Origin of the sequence: Actinomadura sp. GTD37, assembly GCF_041951365.1 — a bacterium.
Taxonomy (GTDB): Bacteria; Actinomycetota; Actinomycetes; order Streptosporangiales; family Streptosporangiaceae; genus Spirillospora.
This window is the reverse complement of sequence record NZ_JBGNUS010000007.1, coordinates 297,911-316,109: the sequence shown is the minus strand read 5'-3', so window position 1 is coordinate 316,109 and position 18,199 is coordinate 297,911. Positions and strand designations below refer to the sequence as shown.

The following is an 18,199-nucleotide window of genomic DNA, read 5'->3' as shown; positions in this document are numbered from 1 at the left end:
CCGGCCGCCAGAGCGGCCGGGACGCGTTCGGCCGTCAGCCTCCGGCGGGCCCGCCGGACGCGCCGGTCATGCCGAGCACGTCGAGCGCCCGGTCGAGCTGCTCGGCGGTCAGCTTCCCGTCGTCCACGTAGCCGCGTTCGAGCACGACCTCGCGGATCGTCCTGCGCTCCCGGAGGGCCTGCTTGGCGACCTTCGCCGCCTCCTCGTAGCCGATGTAGCGGTTCAGCGGCGTCACGATCGACGGCGACGACTCGGCGTACTCGCGCATCCGGTCTACGTCGGCCTCGATGCCGTCCACGCAGCGGTCGGCGAGCAGCCGCGACGCGTTCGCCAGCAGGGTGATCGACTCCAGCACGTTGCGGGCCAGCATCGGCAGCATCACGTTCAGCTCGAAGTTGCCGGACGCGCCGCCGAACGCGACCGCCGCGTCGTTCCCGATGACCTGCGCGGCGACCTGCGTCACCGCCTCCGGGATCACCGGGTTCACCTTCCCCGGCATGATCGACGAGCCGGGCTGCAGGTCCGGCAGCCGGATCTCGGCGAGCCCGGCGCGCGGGCCGGAGCCCATCCAGCGCAGATCGTTGGCGATCTTGTGGAGGCTCACCGCGACCGTGCGGAGCGCGCCGCTCGCCTCGACCAGGCCGTCCCGCGCGCCCTGCGCCTCGAAGTGGTCGCGGGCCTCGGTCAGCGGCAGCCCGGTGACCCGCGCGATCTCCGCGATGACGCGGGCGGCGAAGCCCTCCGGCGTGTTGATGCCGGTGCCGACCGCGGTGCCGCCGAGCGGCAGCTCCGCGAGCCGCGGCAGGACGGCCTCGAGCCGCTCCACGCCGTGCCGTGCCTGCGCCGCGTACCCGCCGAACTCCTGGCCCAGCGTCACCGGCGTCGCGTCCATCAGGTGGGTGCGGCCCGACTTCACGACCGTGGCGAACTCGGCGGCCTTGCGCGCCAGCGCGGCCTCCAGATGCCGCAGCGCGGGGATCAGCTCGTTCAGGACGGCCCCGGTGGCCGCGATGTGGATGGAGGACGGGAACACGTCGTTGGACGACTGAGAGGCGTTCACGTCGTCGTTGGGGTGGACGGGCCGTCCGAGCCGCTCCTGCGCCAGCGTCGCGACGACCTCGTTGGCGTTCATGTTGGACGACGTCCCCGACCCGGTCTGGAACACGTCGATGGGGAACTCGCCGTTCCACCGGCCGTCCGCGACCTCGCGGGCGGCCTCGGTGATCGCGCCGGCGACGTCCTCGTCGAGCACCCCGAGTTCGGCGTTGACGGTCGCCGCGGCGGCCTTGATCTGGCCGAGCGCGGCGATGTGCGCGGCCTCCAGCGTCCGCCCGGAGATCGGGAAGTTCTCCACCGCGCGCTGCGTCTGCGCCCGCCACTTGGCCGCCGCGGGCACCCGCACCTCGCCCATGGAGTCGTGCTCGACCCGGAACTCCCGCTCGGACATGGAAGCCTCCTCTTCGCCTCGCCGGCCCTTCTTCATGGCAGCCCGTCAGGTGGCTCCCGCATTCCCGGGGGTGGCCCGTCTCACTCCTTGTTGATCGTGTAGTTCTTGCGCTGGTCCGGCTTGCCGGCCGGCTGCTGCTCGCCGTTCACCCAGACGTCGCAGGCGGACGCGTCGTAGACGACCGCGTTGAGGCGCGGCTGGTCGTACTGCCGCAGCTCGCCCTGGGACAGCGGCCCGTCGGTGAGCACGGTCATCGAGGCGCCGGGGATGGAGACGAAGATCTTGCACTTGCCGGTGCGGGCCCGCACGACGAGCGTGCTGTCCGCGACGCCGGGAGGCGCGGTGGCCTGGGCGGTGTCCGCCGGGCCGGCGGCGGTGGCGGACGCGGTGGGGGAGGGGCCGGGGCTCTCGCGCATCATGCCGACGATGAGCGCGGTCGCGCCGATCCCGCAGGAGGCGACGGTCGCGCCGATCAGCGCGATCACGGCCATCAGCCGGTACCGGGGCGTCGGCGGGCGGCGGCCGGACCGGGGACCGGTCAGGGCCCGCTCCAGCCGGTCGACCGCGCGGGCGTGGCTGAGCCGCCGGGTCGGGTTCTTCTCCAGCAGCCCGGTGATGACGGGCGCGAGCGCGCCCGCGTTCTGCGGGGACGGCGTCGACTCGTTCGCCAGCGCGGACAGCGTCGCCATCACGTTCTCGCGCTCGAACGGCGGGCGGCCCTCCAGCGCCGCGTACAGCGTCGCGCCGAGGGACCACAGGTCGGACCGGGGCGTGGCCTTCTCCCCGGCGGCGACCTCGGGCGCCACGTACGCGGGCGAGCCCATGAAGTGGCCCGTCTTCGTCAGGCTCGCCGAGCCGGACGAGAACGCGAGCCCGAAGTCGGTCAGCACGACCCTGTCGCCGTCCAGCAGGACGTTGCTGGGCTTGAGGTCGCGGTGCACGATCCCGGCCTTGTGCGCGGTGTTGAGGGCGTCCAGCAGCGCGCGGCCGATGTGCGCGACGCGTTCGGGCGGGAGCGGGCCCGAGCGCTCGATGAGCTGTTCGAGGCTCGGCGCCTCGATCATCTCCATCACGATCCAGGGACGGCCCTGTTCGATGACGACGTCGTACACCTCGACGATGGAGTGCGTGCGCAGTTGAGCGGGCGCGCGCGCCTCCCGGAGGGTGCGGCGGTAGAAGACCACCCGGTCGTCCTCGGTGAGGTCTTCGGGCAGCCGCAGCTCCTTGATCGCCACTGAGCGATCGAGGAGTTCGTCGTGCCCTCTCCAGACGGTGCCGTTGGCACCCTGACCTATTTCCGAGACCAGCCGGTAGCGCGTCGCTAGAACGAGGCGCTCTGACTGTGACATGGCGGAAAAGATACCGGAGTGGCCAGGCGGTCATCGGGGAGACCTCAGGAGGAACTAGGTTTTTGGCCCAATACTGTGACCTACCGACGGGAAACTTCCCGAACAGGCCCCGAACCGGCCCCGGACGGCCCTCCGGACGGCCTTCGCCAAGGGCCGTCAGGGGCTGCCGAATGTCAGCGCCTGCCGATGCTGAGGACGGGTCCGGTGGTGTCGGCGAAGAAGTCCTCGCCCTTGTCGTCCACCACGATGAAGGCCGGGAAGTCCTCGACCTCGATCTTCCAGACCGCCTCCATCCCGAGTTCCGGATATTCCAGGACCTCGACTTTCTTGATGCAGTCCTGGGCGAGGCGGGCCGCCGGGCCGCCGATCGAGCCGAGGTAGAAGCCGCCGTGCTCCTTGCAGGCGTCGGTGACCTGCTTCGAGCGGTTGCCCTTGGCGAGCATCACCAGCGAGCCGCCGGCGGCCTGGAACTGCTCGACGTAGGAGTCCATCCGCCCGGCCGTGGTCGGGCCGAACGACCCGGACGCGTAGCCCTCCGGCGTCTTGGCCGGTCCCGCGTAGTAGACGGCGTGGTCGCGCAGGTACCGCGGCATCGGCTCGCCGGCGTCCAGCCGCTCCTTGATCTTGGCGTGCGCGATGTCGCGGGCCACGACCAGCGGGCCGGTCAGCGACAGCCGCGTCCGCACCGGGTAGTTGGCCAGTTCGGCGCGGATCTCCGCCATCGGGCGGTTCAGATCGATCTGGACCGCGTTCCCGCCCGCCCCGGTACTGACGCCCTCGAGGTGCTCGGCGGTCGTCTCCGGGAGGTACTGCGCCGGGTCGGTCTCCAGCCGCTCCAGGAACACGCCCTCCGCGGTGATCTTCGCCTGGGCCTGCCGGTCGGCGCTGCACGACACCGCGATCGCCACCGGGCAGGACGCGCCGTGCCGCGGCAGCCGGATCACCCGCACGTCGTGGCAGAAGTACTTGCCGCCGAACTGCGCGCCGATGCCGAGCTTCTGCGTCAGCTCGAACACCTGGAGCTCCAGCTCCAGGTCGCGGAAGCCGTGCCCGAGCGGGGAGCCCTCGGACGGGACCGTGTCGAGGTAGTGGGCCGAGGCGTACTTGGCGGTCTTCAGCGCGTACTCCGCGGACGTCCCGCCCACCACGATCGCCAGGTGGTACGGCGGGCACGCGGCCGTGCCCAGCGAGCGGATCTTCTCCTCCAGGAAGGACATCATCCGCTTCGGGTTCAGGACGGCCTTGGTCTCCTGGTACAGGAACGACTTGTTGGCGCTGCCGCCGCCCTTGGCCATGAACAGGAACTTGTAGGCGTCGCCGGGAGCCGCGTACAGCTCGATCTGCGCGGGCAGGTTGTCGCCGGTGTTCTTCTCGTCCCACATCGTGACCGGCGCCATCTGCGAGTAGCGCAGGTTCAGCTTCGTGTACGCGTCGTACACGCCGCGCGAGATGTGCTCCTCGTCGTTCCCGTCGGTTAGGACGTGCTGGCCGCGCTTGCCCATCACGATGGCGGTGCCCGTGTCCTGGCACATGGGCAGGACGCCGCCGGACGCGATGCCCGCGTTCTTCAGCAGGTCCAGGGCCACGAACCGGTCGTTCGGGGACGCCTCCGGGTCGTCCAGGATCCGGCGGAGCTGCGCGAGGTGCGCCGGGCGCAGCAGGTGCGCGATGTCGCGCATCGCGGTCTCGGTGAGCAGCCGCAGCGCCTCCGGCTCGACCTGGAGGAACGTCCGCCCGTTCGCTTCGAACGTGGACACGCCGTCGGAGGTCAGCAGCCGGTAGTCGGTCTCGTCCGGGCCGAGCGGCAGCAGGTCGGTGTAGGAGAACTCAGGCATCTCAGGCAGATCCTCGCGCGATTCCGATGGGGGCCGCCTCACAGGTTACGGGCTGCGGGGGAGCGGCCTCGCGGGGGGCGGACGGGGTGCGCAGGCCGACCACGACGCCCGCCGCGACCAGCGCCGCCCCCGCCAGGTCGGCGGGTCCCGGCCGGTCGATGCCGAGCACGACCGTCGTGATCACCGCGCTGACCGGGATCAGGCCGGCGAACAGGCCGGCGCGGTCGGCCCCGAGGCGTCCGATCGCGTCGTACCAGAGCAGGAACGCGATCGTGGTGACGACGACCGACAGGTAGCCGAAGCCCGCCAGCTCGCCCGCGGTCGGGACGCGCAGGACCGCCGCCCCGTCCACGGCCAGGCCGGCGGCCAGCAGCATCGGGGCCGCCAGCGCGGCGGAGTAGGCGGAGACCCGCAGCGGGCCGAGGCGCGGCAGCAGCGGGACGGCCAGCAGCGAGAAGCACACCTCGCCGGCGAGCGCGCCGAGCGAGAGCAGCAGTCCGCGGGCGCTGCCGCCGCCGAACCCGTTCGCGAGGGCCGCGCCGGCCGCGACCACGCACGCCGACACGATGACCGAGGGCGCGGGGCGGCGCCCCTCCAGCAGCGGCCCGGCCAGCGCCAGCACGATCGGGACCGTCGCGATCACCGTGCCGATGGTGGCCGGGCCGGTGTGCTCGGTCGCCGCCACGATGCAGACGTTGAAGGCGACCAGGCCCGTCGCCGCCAGGGCCGCCAGCAGGACCCAGTCCCGCGCGGACGGCCGCCGCGCGGGCCCGCCGGCGAAGCGCGCCACGGCGAGCAGGATCAGCGCGGCGACGGCGTACCGGACGGCCTGGCCGCCGAACACGGGATAGCCGGAGATGGTCGCCGAGACGGCGGTCAGCGTGCCGACGAGGAACATCGCGGCGCCCGCGCCGAGCGTGCCGCGCTTCTGAGACGTGTTCATGCAGGGAACGCTAGAAAACCCTTGGTCTACTGGACAGGGCCAATCAAAGCGTTGGAACGTGGACCAATAGAGTGTCCGTGACGTCCGGAGTCCCCCACGGCGCTGAGAGTGGTGTGACCGACCTTCACCTTTCCCTGGACCGGTCCGCCGGCCGGCTGGCGGCGCAGATCGCCGCCGGCTTCCGCGCGGCCGTGCGCAGCGGCCGGCTGACCGCCGGGACCCGGCTGCCGTCGAGCCGCGACCTGGCACGCGACCTGGACGTCTCCCGCGGCGTCGTCGTGACCGCCTACGAGCAGCTCACCGCCGAGGGCTTCCTCATCGCCCGGCGCGGCGACGGCACCCGGATCGCGCCGCTCGCCCGCCCCGACGGGGAACCCGCGCCGCCGCCGCGTCCGGGCGCGCCGCCCCGGCCCGCCGCGCCCCCGCCCCCGCCCTCCTACGACCTGCTGCCCGGCCGCCCCGACCTGTCGGCCTTCCCCCGGGAACGCTGGATCGCCGCCGCCCGCGCCGCGCTGCGCACCCTCCCGCACGACGCGTTCGCCTACCCCGACCCCGGCGGCGTCGCGGAACTGCGCGCCGGGCTGGCCGGCTACCTCGGCCGGGTCCGCGCCGCGCACGCCGACCCCGACCGCGTCGTGATCATGAACGGGGTGGCGCACGGGCTGTCCGCCCTGCTCGCCCTGCTGAGCGCCACCGGGCACCGCGCGATCGCCGTCGAGGACCCCACCAGCGCCCGGCAGCTGCCGATGATGGAGTCCACCGGGCTGCGGCTCGCCCGCATCCCCGTCGACGAGGAGGGCCTGGACGTCGCGGCGCTCACCCGCAGTGGAGCGCGGGCCGTCCTCGTCACGCCCGCGCACCAGTACCCGACCGGCGTCGTCCTGTCCGCCGCCCGCCGCGCCGCCCTGATCGCCTGGGCGCGGGACGTCGACGGCCTCGTCCTGGAAGACGACTACGACGCCGAGTTCCGCTACGACCGCGACCCGGTCGGCTGCCTCCAGGGCGTCGACCCCGACCGGGTCGTCCTGCTCGGCTCGGTGAGCAAGTCCCTCGCCCCCGCGCTGCGGCTCGGCTGGGCCGTCGCGCCGCCGTCCGTCGCCGCGCGGCTCCGCGGCCACCGCGCCGGCACCGACCTGGGCGGGCCCGTCCTGGAGCAGTACGCGCTGGCCGAGTTCATCGCCGGCGGCGGATACGACCGGCACCTGCGCACCATGCGGCGGCGGTACCGGGCCCGCCGCGACGCCCTCGCCCGCGCGCTGGACGCCCACGTCCCCGACGCGAGGGTTCACGGCGTGTCAGCGGGCATCCACCTCTACGTGGAACTGCCCCCCGGACGCGACGAGGACCAGGTCGTGGCCCGCGCGGCCCGAGCAGGCGTCGCCGTCGCCGGCGCCCGGAGCATGTGGTCGGCCGGACGCGCCGCCTCCGCGCCGCCCGCGCTCGTCCTCGGCTACGCCGGACTCGGCGAGACCCGCCTGGTCAAGGCCGCGGAACTGCTGGGTCAAGCGATTACCCCCGGTGCCGATGGGTAGGACCGACATCCCCGGTGTAGGAGGCACGGATGAGTCTGGATGAGGCCGCACGACAGCTGAAGATGGCCGGTCACGACGCGCAGGTCGCGTTCGACTGCATCGGCCTGGGCGACCTCGAAAGGGCACAGGAGCACGCGGTGACCCTCCGCGCCGCCGCCGACGCCGCCGAGGTGGCGCTCAGCCGCGCGCTGAAGGACATGACGCCGGAGCAGGCCCAGGCCGAAGGCGAAAAGGCACTGAGGAGCCTGGAAGACGCGTAGTTTCCCAGGGGGGCGACCCCCTGGAACCCCCGTTGCGAGCCGGTCGATCCTCACGCCGCTGTTGCGGTTGCTGTGACCGTGCGGGTTGTCGGGCGTCGCTGCGGTCGCCCGGCTCGGCGGGTCGGGCGGCCTCCGGGCGCTGGAGCGCCCTCCGGCCGCCCGACCCGTGCCCCCGGCTGAGGTCCACGCCCGGGGTGGGTGGGGGTCAGGCCATGGGGCGTTCTATGGCGGGGGCGTCCGGGGTGGCGCCCTTCACGGGGGGTGGGGCGAAGCCCTTGGCGGTGACGAAGACGACCAGGATCAGGGCCGTGGGGATGATGAAGGCGATGCGCAGGCCGTGGTCGGCGCTCAGCGGGGCGATGGCGCCCACCACGGCGGCGCCCAGGACGAACCCGACGTAGTTGAAGATGTTCACGCGGGACACGGCGACGCCCAGGCCGGTCGGGTCGACCCGTCCGGCGGCGGAGAAGGACACCGGGGCGATCACGCTGAGGCCGAGCCCGGCGACCGCCAGCGCGGCGATGGCGAAGCCCGCGTTCGGCGCCGCGACCACCCCGGCCATCCCGACGATGCCGACCAGCCCGCCGAGCCGCACCACCTGGACGGCGCCCGAGCGCCGGACGGCGAAGTCGGCGACGCCGCGGCTGATCACCATCGTGATCTGGTAGGCGACGTAGCCGAGCGGCGCGACCCAGTCGCTCGCCGACAGCTCGTCGTCCAGGTACTTGGCGCCGTAGTTGGAGATCGCCGCGTCGGCGAGGTAGGCGACCGCCATCGCGGCGCCGACGACGAGGATCGGCCGCCACGGGACGCTGCGCCCCGCCGCCTTCAGCTCCTCGGCGGTCGGCCCGTCGCCCTCCTCCGCGCGCCGGTAGAGGCGGTGGCCGGTGGCCAGGGACCCGGCGATCCCCACGGCGGCGGCGATCCCGAAGCAGGTGGCCAGCGGCAGGTCGACCTTGTTGGCCAGCGACGCCCAGAGCCCGCCGAGGATGCCCGCGACGCTCCACACCGCGTAGAAGCCGGTGATCAGGCTGACGCCGTAGCGGCGCTCGACGGCGACGGCCTGCGCGTTCATCGACGCGTCCACGGCCCCGACGAACAGGCCGAACGCCGCGACCGCGACGTAGAGCGCGATGTCGTTGTCGCCGGTGAGGCCGATCAGCGCGATCGTGACCGCCACCGCGGGCTGGGCGACCCGCAGGACGGGGCCGCTGCCGAGCCGCTGGAACAGGGCGCCGGACACGACGCTGCCCACCCCGGCGACCAGCGGCACCATCAGCAGCACCAGCGACAGCATGGCGTCGCTCAGGTGGTGCGCCTTCTGCATCTGCGGGACCTGCGTCACCAGCGAGGCGAAGCAGAGCCCCTGGACGGCGAAGGCCGTGTACGCGGCGTACCGGGCCTGGCGGTCCCGCGCGGTGGTGCCCTGGGTCATGCGGCCCGACCTCTCTGAGCTGCGCAACGTGAAGAAGATTCGCGTCAGCGTAGGGACAGGGTGCGTACCAGGTCAATGTTCCCCGGAACCGTCAGTCGATGAGGCGGTTGCGCATCCCCCGGACGGCGATCACCCACATGAGCGCCGCGAACGCCAGCAGGGCGCCCAGGTGGCCGAGATCGGCCAGCGGGCGCAGCCCGAACACCGCGTCCCGGACCAGCTCCACGCAATGGTAGAGCGGATTGAGGTAGCAGACCTTCTGCGCCCACGCGGGCAGCGCGTCCACCGGGAAGAACGTCCCGGCGATCAGGAACAGCGGCGTCACCACGCCGGTGATCACATAGTCGAACGAGTTGATCGACGGCACGACCGAGGACGTCCACATGCCGAACAGACCGAAGCCGAGCGCGGTGAAGAACGTCACGAACGGCACCAGCAGCATCCCGAACGCGGGATCGAGGCCGAAGAACAGCGCCACGATGATCGGCGTGCACGAGTACACCGCCGACTTGGCCGCGATCCACAGCGCCTCGGCCGTCACCAGCTCGTGGACGTCCACGGGCGTCGCCAGCATCCCGTCGTAGGTGTGCTGGAACACGCGCCTGATGTAGCCGTTGAACATGCCGGGGAACACCGACGTGAACAGCGCCGCCGTCCCGACCACGCCGGTCGCGACGAAGTCGAGGTACCGGTAGTCGCCGATCACCGCGACCATCGACCCGAAGCCGTAGCCGAACGCGAGCAGGAAGAACGTCGGCTCCACCATCGAGGCGAACGACTGCGACTTCCAGTACCGCTTGTAGAGGGCCAGCTCGTGCCGCCAGATGCCCCGCACGGGCGCGAACTCGAACCGCCGGAGCCGCGGCGCCCGCTCCACTCCTCCGCTCATTGCTGCTCCTTGCGGGGGGCGACCCCCCGCACCCCGCGGTTCGCTTCGCTCATTCCTGTTCCTTGCGGGGGGGCGACCCCCCGCACCCCCCGGTTCGCTTCGCTCATTCCACGCGCTCCCCGGTCAGCACCACGAACACGTCCTCCAGGCTCGCGGCGCGGCGTACGCCGTCGGGGCCCAGCTCGTCCTCCAGCGAGGGCGGGATCGTCTCGGCCTTCAGCACCGACACCGACGGGCCGGTGCGGCGCGTCGGGAACCCCGCGCCCCTCGCCAGCCGCTCCACCTCCGTGAGCCGGCCGGGCGGCCCGTAGTGCTCGACGACCCGCTCGCCCGCGTACTCGGCGACCAGCTCGGACGGCGAGCCCCGCGCGATCACCCGGCCGTGCGACATCAGCGCGCACGCGTCGGCCAGCCGCTCGGCCTCCTCGATGTAGTGCGTGGACATCAGCACGGTCGTGCCCCCGGCGCGCAGCCCGTCGATCAGCCCCCACAGCTCCGCCCGGACCTGCGGATCGAGGCCGACGGTCGGCTCGTCCAGCAGGACGAGCGCGGGCCGGTGCACCAGCCCGCGCGCGATCAGCAGCCGCCGCCGCATGCCGCCCGACAGGTCGTCCACCTTCGTGCGCTGCCGCTCGGTCAGGTGCGCGATCGCGAGCGCGTCGTCCACGGCCTTGCGGCGCTCCTTGCGCGGCACCCGGTACAGGTGCGCGAACACCTCCAGGTTCTCGCGGGCGGTCAGCTCCTCGTCGAGGTTGTCCTGCTGCGGGACGACCCCCATCACGGCCCGCGCGCGCTTGGACTCCCTCGGAATGCTGAAGCCGAGCACGTCGATGCTGCCCTCGTCGGCGATCGCCTGCGCGGTGAGCATCTTCATCGTCGTCGACTTCCCGGCGCCGTTCGGCCCCAGCAGGCCCAGGCAGACCCCGGCGGGGACCTCCAGGTCCAGCCCGTCCACGGCGGTGAAGTCGCCGAACCGCTTCACGACGCCGCGCAGGCTGATCGCCGCCGCGCCGGCCTCGTCCCGGGCGCCCGTGATCTGGGCACGCTGCAAGGTCATACCCCTCACACTAAGGACACGGACGGACACATCCCCACAGGTTTTCGGCGGGCCGCGCGCCGCCCGGAGGTTAATCTCTAGGTGTGGACGTCCCCCATCGCCCGGCCGAGAAGGCCACCAGCGTGCGCCAGCTGCGCGCGTCCGACGCCGACCGGGAACGCGTCGTCGCCGTTCTGGGCGAGGCCGTCGCCGACGGACGGCTCACCTTGGAGGAGCACTCCGACCGCACGTCCCGCGCCTACGCCGCCCGCACCCTGGGCGAGCTGACCGGCCTCACCCACGACCTCAGCCCCGAGGAGGCGCAGCCCATCCTCGTGGACGACCGCCCGGTCTCGGTCTTCTTCGGACGCACCCGCAGGGAGGGGCGCTGGGTCGTCCCCGTGAAACTGCCACTGCTCGCCCTCTTCGGAACGGTCGAACTGGACCTGCGCGAAGCCGTCATGCAGCGCCGGCACATCGTGGTCGACTCGCTGGTGTTCGGCGGCCGGATCCGGATCCTCGTCCCCGAGGGCGTCAGCGTGCACGTCACCGGCCGCACCATCCTCAGCACCCGCGACCTGCGGGCCCGCCCCGCCCAGGACGGGCCCACGGTCGAGGTCGGCGGCACGATGATCTTCGGCTCGGTGCGCGCCCGCGCGCCGAAGCGCTCGCTGCGCACCCGCGTCCGCGACCGCCTCGGCCGGGGCCGCTAGCCCGGCCGGACGCGGCCCCCGCTAGACCGCCGTGTCGAAGTTGATCGCGCTGTACGCGCGGAGCTTGCTCAGCTGGTGCTCGCTGGAGATCGTCCGGATCGTCCCGCTGCGCGAGCGCATGACCAGCGAATGCGTGACCGCCGTGCCCTTGCTGTAGCGGACGCCGTCGACCAGCTCCCCGTCGGTGATCCCGGTCGCGGCGAAGAACACGTCGTCGGACGTGACCAGGTCGTCGGTGGTCAGCACCCGGCCCGGCTCGTGCCCCGCGTCCTTCGCCTTCTGCTTCTCCGCGTCGTCCTGCGGCCAGAGCCGGCCCTGGATCACCCCGCCGAGCGCCTTGATCGCGCACGCCGCGATGATGCCCTCCGGGGTGCCGCCGATGCCGACCAGCAGGTCCACGCCGGTGCCCGGCCGGGACGCCATGATCGCGCCCGCCACGTCGCCGTCCAGGATGAACTTGATCCGCGCGCCCGCCTCGCGGACCTCCTTCACGATGCCCTCGTGCCGCGGGCGGTCCAGGATGCAGACGGTCACGTCGTTCGGCGCGGAGCCCTTCGCGCGGGCGATCGCGCGGATGTTGTCGGCGATCGGACGCTCGATGTCGACGGCGTCCGCCGCCTCCGGTCCCGTCACCAGCTTCTCCATGTAGAACACCGCGGACGGATCGAACATCGATCCGCGCGGCGCCACCGACAGGACCGCGACCGCGTTGCCCATGCCGAGCGCGGTCAGCCGCGTCCCGTCCACCGGGTCGACGGCGACGTCGCACTCGGCGCCGGAGCCGTCCCCGACCTCCTCGCCGTTGAACAGCATCGGCGCGTGGTCCTTCTCGCCCTCGCCGATCACGACGACGCCCTGCATGGACACGGTGTTGATCAGCTGGCGCATCGCGTTCACGGCGGCCCCGTCGGCGCCGTTCTTGTCGCCCCGGCCGACCCAGCGCGCCGCGGCCATCGCGGCGGCCTCGGTCACCCGGACGAGCTCCATCGCGAGGTTGCGGTCCGGTGCCGCCGGCTCGGTCGTGAGCGGGGAGGAAACGGTGGTCTCATCGGACATGGCGGGGCAGCCCCTTCGGTCGGTGGTGCCTCGGATTCTCCGTGGACCGGACGGCGGGCCACAAATTGGACCAGACCAGCCGCGGGCGGAGCGTGCCGGCACCCGTGGTAGCGGCCCGCGCGCCCCCGGTATTTGACGGTCGCGCGGGCAAGGGATCGTTTCCCCATGGGAGAGGGCGTAACCTCAGGCGTCATGAGCAGCGACATCGACGTCTCGTCCGGCGAGGCGGCAGGCGGCGGGGGTGGGCGGCCCGCAGACTCCCCCGCGCGGACCTCCGACCGCGGCGCCGCCACGCGCGGCGCACTGCTGTCCGCGGCGAGGGACGTCTTCTGTGCGTCGGGGTTCGCCCAGGCCGCGGTGACCGACATCGTCGCCAAGGCGGGCGCCAGCGTCGGCAGCCTCTACCACCACTTCAACGGCAAGGCGGACCTGTACCTCACGCTGTTCGAGGACTTCCAGGGCCGCCAGCAGGAACGCACCCGGGAGGCGATCAGCGCCGTCCGGGAGGCCGGCGAGACCGACCCCATGCGGCAGTTCATCGCCGGCGCGGGCGCCTACCTGAACGGCTGCCTCGACGAGCGCGACGTCGCCCGGCTGTTCATCTCCGGCGACGGCCCGCCCGGGTTCGACCGCGTCATGCGGCAGCGGCTCACCAAGTGGGCGCGCCGCAACGCCGCGCTGTTCCACACCGCCGACGGCGGCGTGGACGAGGCCCTCGTCACCGTGCTGACCGGCGCGATGGCGGGCGCCGTGTCCGAGATCTCCCTCATGGACGACGAGGACGCCGCCCGCCGGCTCGCCGAGAAGGTCATGCGCATCGTCGGCACGATAAGGAACCCCGGTACCGAGCAGCGCTGACCGTGGGGGATCCTGGAGGGGTGACCGACAAGACCCCGGCCCCCGACACCGCCGCCCCGGACACCTCGGCCGCGGAGGCCGCCTCCGCGGAGCAGGCCGAGACCGAAGCCCGGCAGGAGTCCCCGTCCCCGCGGGACCCCGCGGGCCGGCCCGTCGTCGAGGTCAGCCCGGCCGTGCACAAGCGGCTGACGACGGGCCTCGGCGGCTTCGCCCTGGCCATGGCCGCGTGCATGCTGCTGGTGCTGGCGATCTACCTCGTGTCGCCGCGCGGCGGCGACGAGGAGGTCCTGCCGACCGTCGACTACAACTCGCAGCTCTGGGCCATGCGCGGCGACGCGCCCTACACCGTGGTCGCGCCCGAGGGGCTGCCCGCCGGCTGGCGCCCGAACAGCTCCCGGCTGCACGGCCTCGGGTCCGGCGGCAAGGAGCCCGTCGCCTGGCACCTCGGGTTCGTGACGCCGAAGGACGAGTACGCGGCGCTGGAGCAGAGCGACGAGAAGGCGTCCGAGTACGTCCCGCGCATGACCAACAGCAGCCTGCCCGTCGGGACGCAGCAGATCGACGGCGTCACCTGGACGAAGTACCACCGCAAGGACAAGAAGGCGAACTCCCTCGCCCGCACCCTGCCGGACGGCACGAGCATCGTGGTGACCGGCACCGCGTCCTACGCGGAGCTGGCCGTCCTGGCGGCGTCGCTGAAGCCGCAGAGCAGGGACGGCGCGACGCTGGCGCCGTCCCCGGCGGCGACGCCCGCCCCCTGACCGTCAGAACGGGGCGGCGGCGTCGCCGTCCCCGGGCCGGTCGAGGGCGGCCGCCAGCCGCGCGCGGGCGCCCTCCAGCCACTCCTCGCAGACCGCGGCCAGCTTCTCGCCGCGCTCCCACAGGCCGAGCGACTCCTCCAGCGTCAGCCCGCCCGCCTCCAGCCGCTTGACGACCTCGGTCAGCTCGTCCCGTGCCTGCTCGTACGACGGCTTCTCCGCCGTCCCCTCGTCGTCCGCCACCCGCCCCACCCTAGGACTTCTCGCGCCCGGTCACGGACACGCCGAGACGCCCGCCGGCCAGCCGGACGTGCAGCGCCTCCCCGTCCGCGACCGCCGCGGCCTCCCGCACGACCGCCCCGTCCTCCCGCTGGACGATCGCGTAGCCGCGCTCCAGCGTCGCGGCGGGGGACAGGGCCAGCAGCCGGGCGCGGGTGTGCGACAGCTCGTCGCCGGCCCGGTCCAGCGCCCCGGACAGGGACCGCCGCGTCCGGTCGCGCAACGCCGCGACCTGCTCGGACTGCCGCTCGATCTCCCGCACCGGGTCGGCCAGCGCGGGCCGCGACCGGACCGCCCTCAGCCACGCCAGCTCCCGCTCGACGGCGCCCGCCAGGCAGCGCCGCCCCCGGTCGCGCAGCTGCCGGACGAGCTGGAGCTGCTCCCGCACGTCCGGGACGGCCTTCTTCGCCGCGTCCGTCGGCGTGGACGCCCGGACGTCCGCGACCAGGTCGAGGATCGGGGCGTCCTGCTCGTGCCCGATCGCGCTCACCACCGGCGTCCGGGCGGCGGACACGGCGCGCACGAGCGCCTCGTCCGAGAACGGCAGCAGGTCTTCCATCGCGCCCCCGCCCCGCGCGATGATGATCAAATCGATCTCGGGATCGGCGTCCAGCGCCCGCAGCGCCTCCATGACCTCGCCGACCGCGTACGAGCCCTGCACCGCGGTGTTCTCCACCCGGAACGCGACCGCCGGCCAGCGCCGCCGCGCGTTCTGCAGGACGTCGTGCTCGGCGTCGGAGTCGCGCCCGCAGATCAGCCCGATCCTGCCGGGCAGGAACGGCAGCGGGCGCTTGCGCTCCGGCCGGAACAGCCCCTCCGACGCGAGGACCTGCTTCAGCCGCTCCAGCCGGGCCAGCAGCTCCCCGACGCCGACCGGCCGGATCTCCAGGACGCTGAGCGAGAACGTCCCCCGGTTGATCCAGAAGTCCGGCTTGGCGTGCACGACGACGCGGGCCCCGTCGGTCACCGCCGGGCCCGCCGCCTCGAACGCCGCGCGCGGCCCGACGACCCGCACCGACATGTTCGCCACCGGGTCGCGGAGCGTCATGTAGACCGTCCCGCCCCGGGCGTTGAGGTCGGTGATCTGGCCCTCGACCCAGATGCGGCCGAGCCGGCCGATCCAGCCGCTCACCGCCTGCAGGACCGTCCGCACCGGAACCGGGGATTCGGCCGTGGTCTCCATCGCCATGCAGGAACACTACTGACTACGACCCCGAGGAGAGTGACCCGTGACCGCCTCCGAACGCGAGCTGGCCGAACAGCTCAACCTGCGCCTGCGCCACGTCGTGCTGATGCTGCGGCAGGCCGCCGCCGACCAGCCGGTCACCGGCCAGCAGCTGTCCGTGCTCGGCTCGCTGGAGCACGGGCCGCGCCGGATGACGGAGCTGGCCGCCGAGCACGGCGTCCGGCTGCCGACCATGACCGCCCAGATCAACCGGCTGGAACGGGACGGGCTCGTCGCACGCGGCCGCAACGGCGCCGACGCCCGCGTCGTCACCGCGCGGCTCACCGGGACGGGCCGCGACCGGCTGGCCGCCGGGCGGGAGCGCCGGCTCACGTTCCTCAGCGAGCGGCTCGCGAACCTGACGGACGAGGAGCGCGCGCTGGTCGCGGCGGCCCTGCCCGCCCTCGACAAGCTCCTCAGCGGCCCCTGAGAACGCCGCGAGCCCCCGGCGCCGGCCGGGGGCTCGTCGGTGGTCGCTCGGTCAGCTGAGGCCGTTCAGCTTGGCGATGCGGCGCTCGTACATGCGGACGACGTCCTCGCGGGCGGCGTGCTTGCGCTCGTACTCGCGCAGCAGCTTCACCTGCTCGACGGACAGGCCGCGCAGGCGCGCGCGCAGCTGCGGCAGCGTCGCGGTGTCGTAGTCGGGGACCGGCAGGTCCTCGGCGATGTGCGCGGCCTCCGCCGGAGCGGCGGGCTTGTTCTCCGGCTTCGGCTCGAACGCCTTCTCGTCCTTGGCGACCGCTTCGCTCGTCGCCTCGTCCGAAGCCTCGGCGGGCTCGCCCTCGGCGGGCTTCCCGGCCGCGGGCTTCTTGGCGTCGGGCTTCTTGGCCTCGGCTGTCTTGGCCTCGGGCTTCTTGGCCTCGGGCTTCTCGGGCTCGGCCTTGGCGGGCGCGGGCTCGGCGGCCTTCGGGCTCGGGGCGGGCACGGCCTGCGGAGCGGGCTCCGGCTTCGGCTCGGCGGGCTCCGGCTTCGGCGCGGGCTCGGCGACCGGCCCCTGCTCGTCCACCTTGGCGTGCCGGCGTCCGAGCGCGCCCGGCTTCGCGGGCTTCGGCGGCACCCCCGGCCTGGCGTGCTTCGGCGCGTGCGGCGCCCCCGCGCCGGGCTTGCCGACGGAGATCTCCTCGCCGGCGGCGCGCGCGGCGGCCGGCCGCGCGGGCCTCGTCCGGCGGACGGGCTCCGGCTCCGGCTCGGGCTCCTCGCCCCGCACCCGCTCGACCACGCGCCCGACGACCTTCTCGGCCGTGCTCTGGACGTCGTCGCGCAGCCGCCCCAGCACCGGCTTCACCCCGGCGCCCTCGGTGATCTCCTTGTAGTCGCGGGTGACCCGGTCGCCGAGCAGCAGCGCCCGGCCGACACCGAACATGGCCAGCCGGACGGCGTGCAGCGGGAGATCGCGAACCTGCTCGCCCACCGTGTCCTGGACCTGCTCCTTGAGGCGGCGCGGCGATTTCGTCATCGACTCTTCCTCTTCCTGCATCGTCTCCTGAACCTCACTCTGCCCCATGGGTTCGACGGCGGTCACCCCGGGTCAACGGATTTCTGTCCCAAGGAGGCGTGGAGCGGGTCACGGCCCGGTCACGCGTACGACCCGGTCACTCGTACGATAGAGCCATGACCGCCAACAGCCAGCGCCGTGTCCTGCTCGCCAAGCCGCGTGGTTACTGCGCAGGCGTCGACCGGGCCGTCCAGACGGTCGAGATCGCCCTGGAGAAGTACGGGGCCCCGATCTACGTCCGCAAGCAGATCGTGCACAACGTCCACGTCGTCAAGACGCTGGAGGAGCGCGGCGCCGTCTTCGTGGAGGAGACCGAGGAGGTCCCCGAAGGGGCGATCGTGGTGTTCTCCGCGCACGGCGTCGCGCCCGCCGTGCACGAGGAGGCCAAGGGCCTCGACCTGCGCACCATCGACGCGACGTGCCCGCTGGTGACCAAGGTCCACAAGGAGGCCGTGCGCTTCGCCGACCAGGACTACGACATCCTGCTGATCGGCCACGAGGGGCACGAGGAGGTCATCGGCACCACCGGCGAGGCCCCCGACCACATCCACCTCGTGGACGGCCCCGGCGACGTCGCCAACGTGACCGTCCGCGACCCCGAGAAGGTGGCCTGGCTCTCCCAGACCACGCTGTCGGTCGACGAGACCGTCGCCACCGTCGAGAAGCTCCGCGAGCGGTTCCCCAAGCTGATGGACCCGCCGTCCGACGACATCTGCTACGCCACCCAGAACCGGCAGGTCGCCGTGAAGGAGATGGCGGCGCAGGCGCAGCTCGTCATCGTGGTCGGGTCGACGAACTCCTCCAACTCCGTGCGGCTGGTCGAGGTCGCCAAGGAGCACGGCGCCGACGACGCCCACCTCGTCGACTACGCCGAGCACATCGACCCGGCCTGGCTGGAGGGCGTCGCCACCGTCGGCGTCACCAGCGGCGCGTCCGTCCCGGACGAGCTGGTGCAGGAGGTCCTGGCCTGGCTGGCCGAGCGCGGGTTCGGCGAGGCGGAGGAGATCGAGTCGGTCGAGGAGCACATGCGCTTCTCCCTCCCGAAGGAACTCCGCAAGGACCTCCGCATCACGCCGGTCTAGACCCGGC

The 18,199-nt window shown here is 73.2% G+C and carries 18 protein-coding genes; 7 read left to right on the top strand and 11 right to left on the bottom strand.

The window, feature by feature from the left end:
• Positions 1-34 precede the first annotated feature (34 nt).
• From ACA511_RS31860 to ACA511_RS31845, 4 genes are all read right to left on the bottom strand, one after another.
• The gene (locus tag ACA511_RS31860) at positions 35-1,447 is read right to left on the bottom strand and encodes a class II fumarate hydratase (protein ID WP_375028371.1); all 1,413 of its coding nucleotides are present in this window, start codon (positions 1,445-1,447) and stop codon (positions 35-37) included.
• An 80-nt stretch (positions 1,448-1,527) separates the two neighbouring features.
• A complete protein-coding gene (locus ACA511_RS31855) occupies positions 1,528-2,796 on the bottom strand; it encodes a serine/threonine-protein kinase (RefSeq protein WP_375028369.1) in 1,269 nt (422 codons plus the stop codon).
• A 173-nt stretch (positions 2,797-2,969) separates the two neighbouring features.
• Entirely contained in the window at positions 2,970-4,631 is a 1,662-nt protein-coding gene (locus ACA511_RS31850) for a fumarate hydratase (protein ID WP_375028368.1), read from the bottom strand.
• A 1-nt stretch (position 4,632) separates the two neighbouring features.
• Complete coding sequence (locus tag ACA511_RS31845; protein WP_375028367.1) at positions 4,633-5,574, bottom strand: DMT family transporter; 942 nt, start codon at positions 5,572-5,574, stop codon at positions 4,633-4,635.
• A 113-nt stretch (positions 5,575-5,687) separates the two neighbouring features.
• Here ACA511_RS31845 and ACA511_RS31840 point away from each other — a divergent pair, with 113 nt between their 5' ends.
• Both ACA511_RS31840 and ACA511_RS31835 read left to right on the top strand, forming a co-directional pair.
• Entirely contained in the window at positions 5,688-7,106 is a 1,419-nt protein-coding gene (locus ACA511_RS31840; protein ID WP_375028366.1) for a PLP-dependent aminotransferase family protein, read from the top strand.
• Positions 7,107-7,135: 29 nt separating this feature from the next.
• Positions 7,136-7,366 (top strand): hypothetical protein, encoded by a 231-nt coding sequence (locus ACA511_RS31835; protein ID WP_375028365.1) that lies wholly within the window; start codon positions 7,136-7,138, stop codon positions 7,364-7,366.
• 205 nt (positions 7,367-7,571) lie between these two features.
• Here ACA511_RS31835 and ACA511_RS31830 read toward each other — a convergent pair whose 3' ends face one another.
• The 3 genes from ACA511_RS31830 to ACA511_RS31820 all read right to left on the bottom strand — a co-directional run bounded on the left by ACA511_RS31830 (position 7,572) and on the right by ACA511_RS31820 (position 10,747).
• Positions 7,572-8,801 carry an MFS transporter gene (locus ACA511_RS31830; protein ID WP_375028364.1) on the bottom strand — a complete coding sequence of 410 codons (1,230 nt, stop codon included), beginning with the start codon at positions 8,799-8,801 and terminating at the stop codon, positions 7,572-7,574.
• A gap of 91 nt (positions 8,802-8,892) precedes the next feature.
• Entirely contained in the window at positions 8,893-9,690 is a 798-nt protein-coding gene (locus ACA511_RS31825; protein ID WP_375028363.1) for an ABC transporter permease, read from the bottom strand.
• Positions 9,691-9,793: 103 nt separating this feature from the next.
• Entirely contained in the window at positions 9,794-10,747 is a 954-nt protein-coding gene (locus ACA511_RS31820) for an ABC transporter ATP-binding protein (protein WP_375028362.1), read from the bottom strand.
• Positions 10,748-10,830: 83 nt separating this feature from the next.
• Here ACA511_RS31820 and ACA511_RS31815 point away from each other — a divergent pair, with 83 nt between their 5' ends.
• On the top strand, positions 10,831-11,439 hold the full coding sequence (locus tag ACA511_RS31815; protein ID WP_375028361.1) for a DUF1707 domain-containing protein: 609 nt from the start codon (positions 10,831-10,833) through the stop codon (positions 11,437-11,439).
• 21 nt (positions 11,440-11,460) lie between these two features.
• On the opposite strand, the gene glpX is transcribed toward ACA511_RS31815, so the two are convergent.
• Entirely contained in the window at positions 11,461-12,495 is a 1,035-nt protein-coding gene (gene glpX, locus ACA511_RS31810; RefSeq protein WP_375028360.1) for a class II fructose-bisphosphatase, read from the bottom strand.
• A gap of 192 nt (positions 12,496-12,687) precedes the next feature.
• Here glpX and ACA511_RS31805 point away from each other — a divergent pair, with 192 nt between their 5' ends.
• Both ACA511_RS31805 and ACA511_RS31800 read left to right on the top strand, forming a co-directional pair.
• Entirely contained in the window at positions 12,688-13,353 is a 666-nt protein-coding gene (locus tag ACA511_RS31805) for a TetR/AcrR family transcriptional regulator (RefSeq protein WP_375028359.1), read from the top strand.
• 20 nt (positions 13,354-13,373) lie between these two features.
• Complete coding sequence (locus ACA511_RS31800) at positions 13,374-14,114, top strand: DUF4245 domain-containing protein (protein ID WP_375028358.1); 741 nt, start codon at positions 13,374-13,376, stop codon at positions 14,112-14,114.
• A gap of 3 nt (positions 14,115-14,117) precedes the next feature.
• Here ACA511_RS31800 and ACA511_RS31795 read toward each other — a convergent pair whose 3' ends face one another.
• Both ACA511_RS31795 and xseA read right to left on the bottom strand, forming a co-directional pair.
• Complete coding sequence (locus ACA511_RS31795; RefSeq protein WP_375028357.1) at positions 14,118-14,354, bottom strand: exodeoxyribonuclease VII small subunit; 237 nt, start codon at positions 14,352-14,354, stop codon at positions 14,118-14,120.
• Between the two features lie 10 nt (positions 14,355-14,364).
• On the bottom strand, positions 14,365-15,579 hold the full coding sequence (xseA, locus tag ACA511_RS31790) for an exodeoxyribonuclease VII large subunit (protein WP_375028356.1): 1,215 nt from the start codon (positions 15,577-15,579) through the stop codon (positions 14,365-14,367).
• Positions 15,580-15,619: 40 nt separating this feature from the next.
• Between xseA and ACA511_RS31785 the strand changes: the two genes are divergently transcribed.
• On the top strand, positions 15,620-16,045 hold the full coding sequence (locus ACA511_RS31785) for a MarR family winged helix-turn-helix transcriptional regulator (RefSeq protein WP_375028355.1): 426 nt from the start codon (positions 15,620-15,622) through the stop codon (positions 16,043-16,045).
• Between the two features lie 51 nt (positions 16,046-16,096).
• Here the strand turns inward: ACA511_RS31785 and ACA511_RS31780 are convergent, their stop codons facing one another.
• The gene (locus ACA511_RS31780; RefSeq protein WP_375028354.1) at positions 16,097-17,071 is read right to left on the bottom strand and encodes a hypothetical protein; all 975 of its coding nucleotides are present in this window, start codon (positions 17,069-17,071) and stop codon (positions 16,097-16,099) included.
• A gap of 155 nt (positions 17,072-17,226) precedes the next feature.
• On the opposite strand from ACA511_RS31780, the gene ACA511_RS31775 reads away from it, so the two are divergent.
• The gene (locus ACA511_RS31775; protein WP_375028353.1) at positions 17,227-18,192 is read left to right on the top strand and encodes a 4-hydroxy-3-methylbut-2-enyl diphosphate reductase; all 966 of its coding nucleotides are present in this window, start codon (positions 17,227-17,229) and stop codon (positions 18,190-18,192) included.
• Positions 18,193-18,199: the final 7 nt, after the last annotated feature.

Bases quoted from the DNA above. Each gene is read 5' to 3' on its own strand.
- ACA511_RS31860 (WP_375028371.1), bottom strand. From the start codon at position 1,447: ATGTCCGAGCGGGAGTTCCGGGTCGAGCACGACTCCATGGGCGAGGTG.
- ACA511_RS31855 (WP_375028369.1), bottom strand. From the start codon at position 2,796: ATGTCACAGTCAGAGCGCCTCGTTCTAGCGACGCGCTACCGGCTGGTC.
- ACA511_RS31850 (WP_375028368.1), bottom strand. From the start codon at position 4,631: ATGCCTGAGTTCTCCTACACCGACCTGCTGCCGCTCGGCCCGGACGAG.
- ACA511_RS31845 (WP_375028367.1), bottom strand. From the start codon at position 5,574: ATGAACACGTCTCAGAAGCGCGGCACGCTCGGCGCGGGCGCCGCGATG.
- ACA511_RS31835 (WP_375028365.1), top strand. From the start codon at position 7,136: ATGAGTCTGGATGAGGCCGCACGACAGCTGAAGATGGCCGGTCACGAC.
- ACA511_RS31830 (WP_375028364.1), bottom strand. From the start codon at position 8,801: ATGACCCAGGGCACCACCGCGCGGGACCGCCAGGCCCGGTACGCCGCG.
- ACA511_RS31825 (WP_375028363.1), bottom strand. From the start codon at position 9,690: ATGAGCGGAGGAGTGGAGCGGGCGCCGCGGCTCCGGCGGTTCGAGTTC.
- ACA511_RS31820 (WP_375028362.1), bottom strand. From the start codon at position 10,747: ATGACCTTGCAGCGTGCCCAGATCACGGGCGCCCGGGACGAGGCCGGC.
- glpX (WP_375028360.1), bottom strand. From the start codon at position 12,495: ATGTCCGATGAGACCACCGTTTCCTCCCCGCTCACGACCGAGCCGGCG.
- ACA511_RS31805 (WP_375028359.1), top strand. From the start codon at position 12,688: ATGAGCAGCGACATCGACGTCTCGTCCGGCGAGGCGGCAGGCGGCGGG.
- xseA (WP_375028356.1), bottom strand. From the start codon at position 15,579: ATGGCGATGGAGACCACGGCCGAATCCCCGGTTCCGGTGCGGACGGTC.
- ACA511_RS31780 (WP_375028354.1), bottom strand. From the start codon at position 17,071: ATGACGAAATCGCCGCGCCGCCTCAAGGAGCAGGTCCAGGACACGGTG.
- ACA511_RS31775 (WP_375028353.1), top strand. From the start codon at position 17,227: ATGACCGCCAACAGCCAGCGCCGTGTCCTGCTCGCCAAGCCGCGTGGT.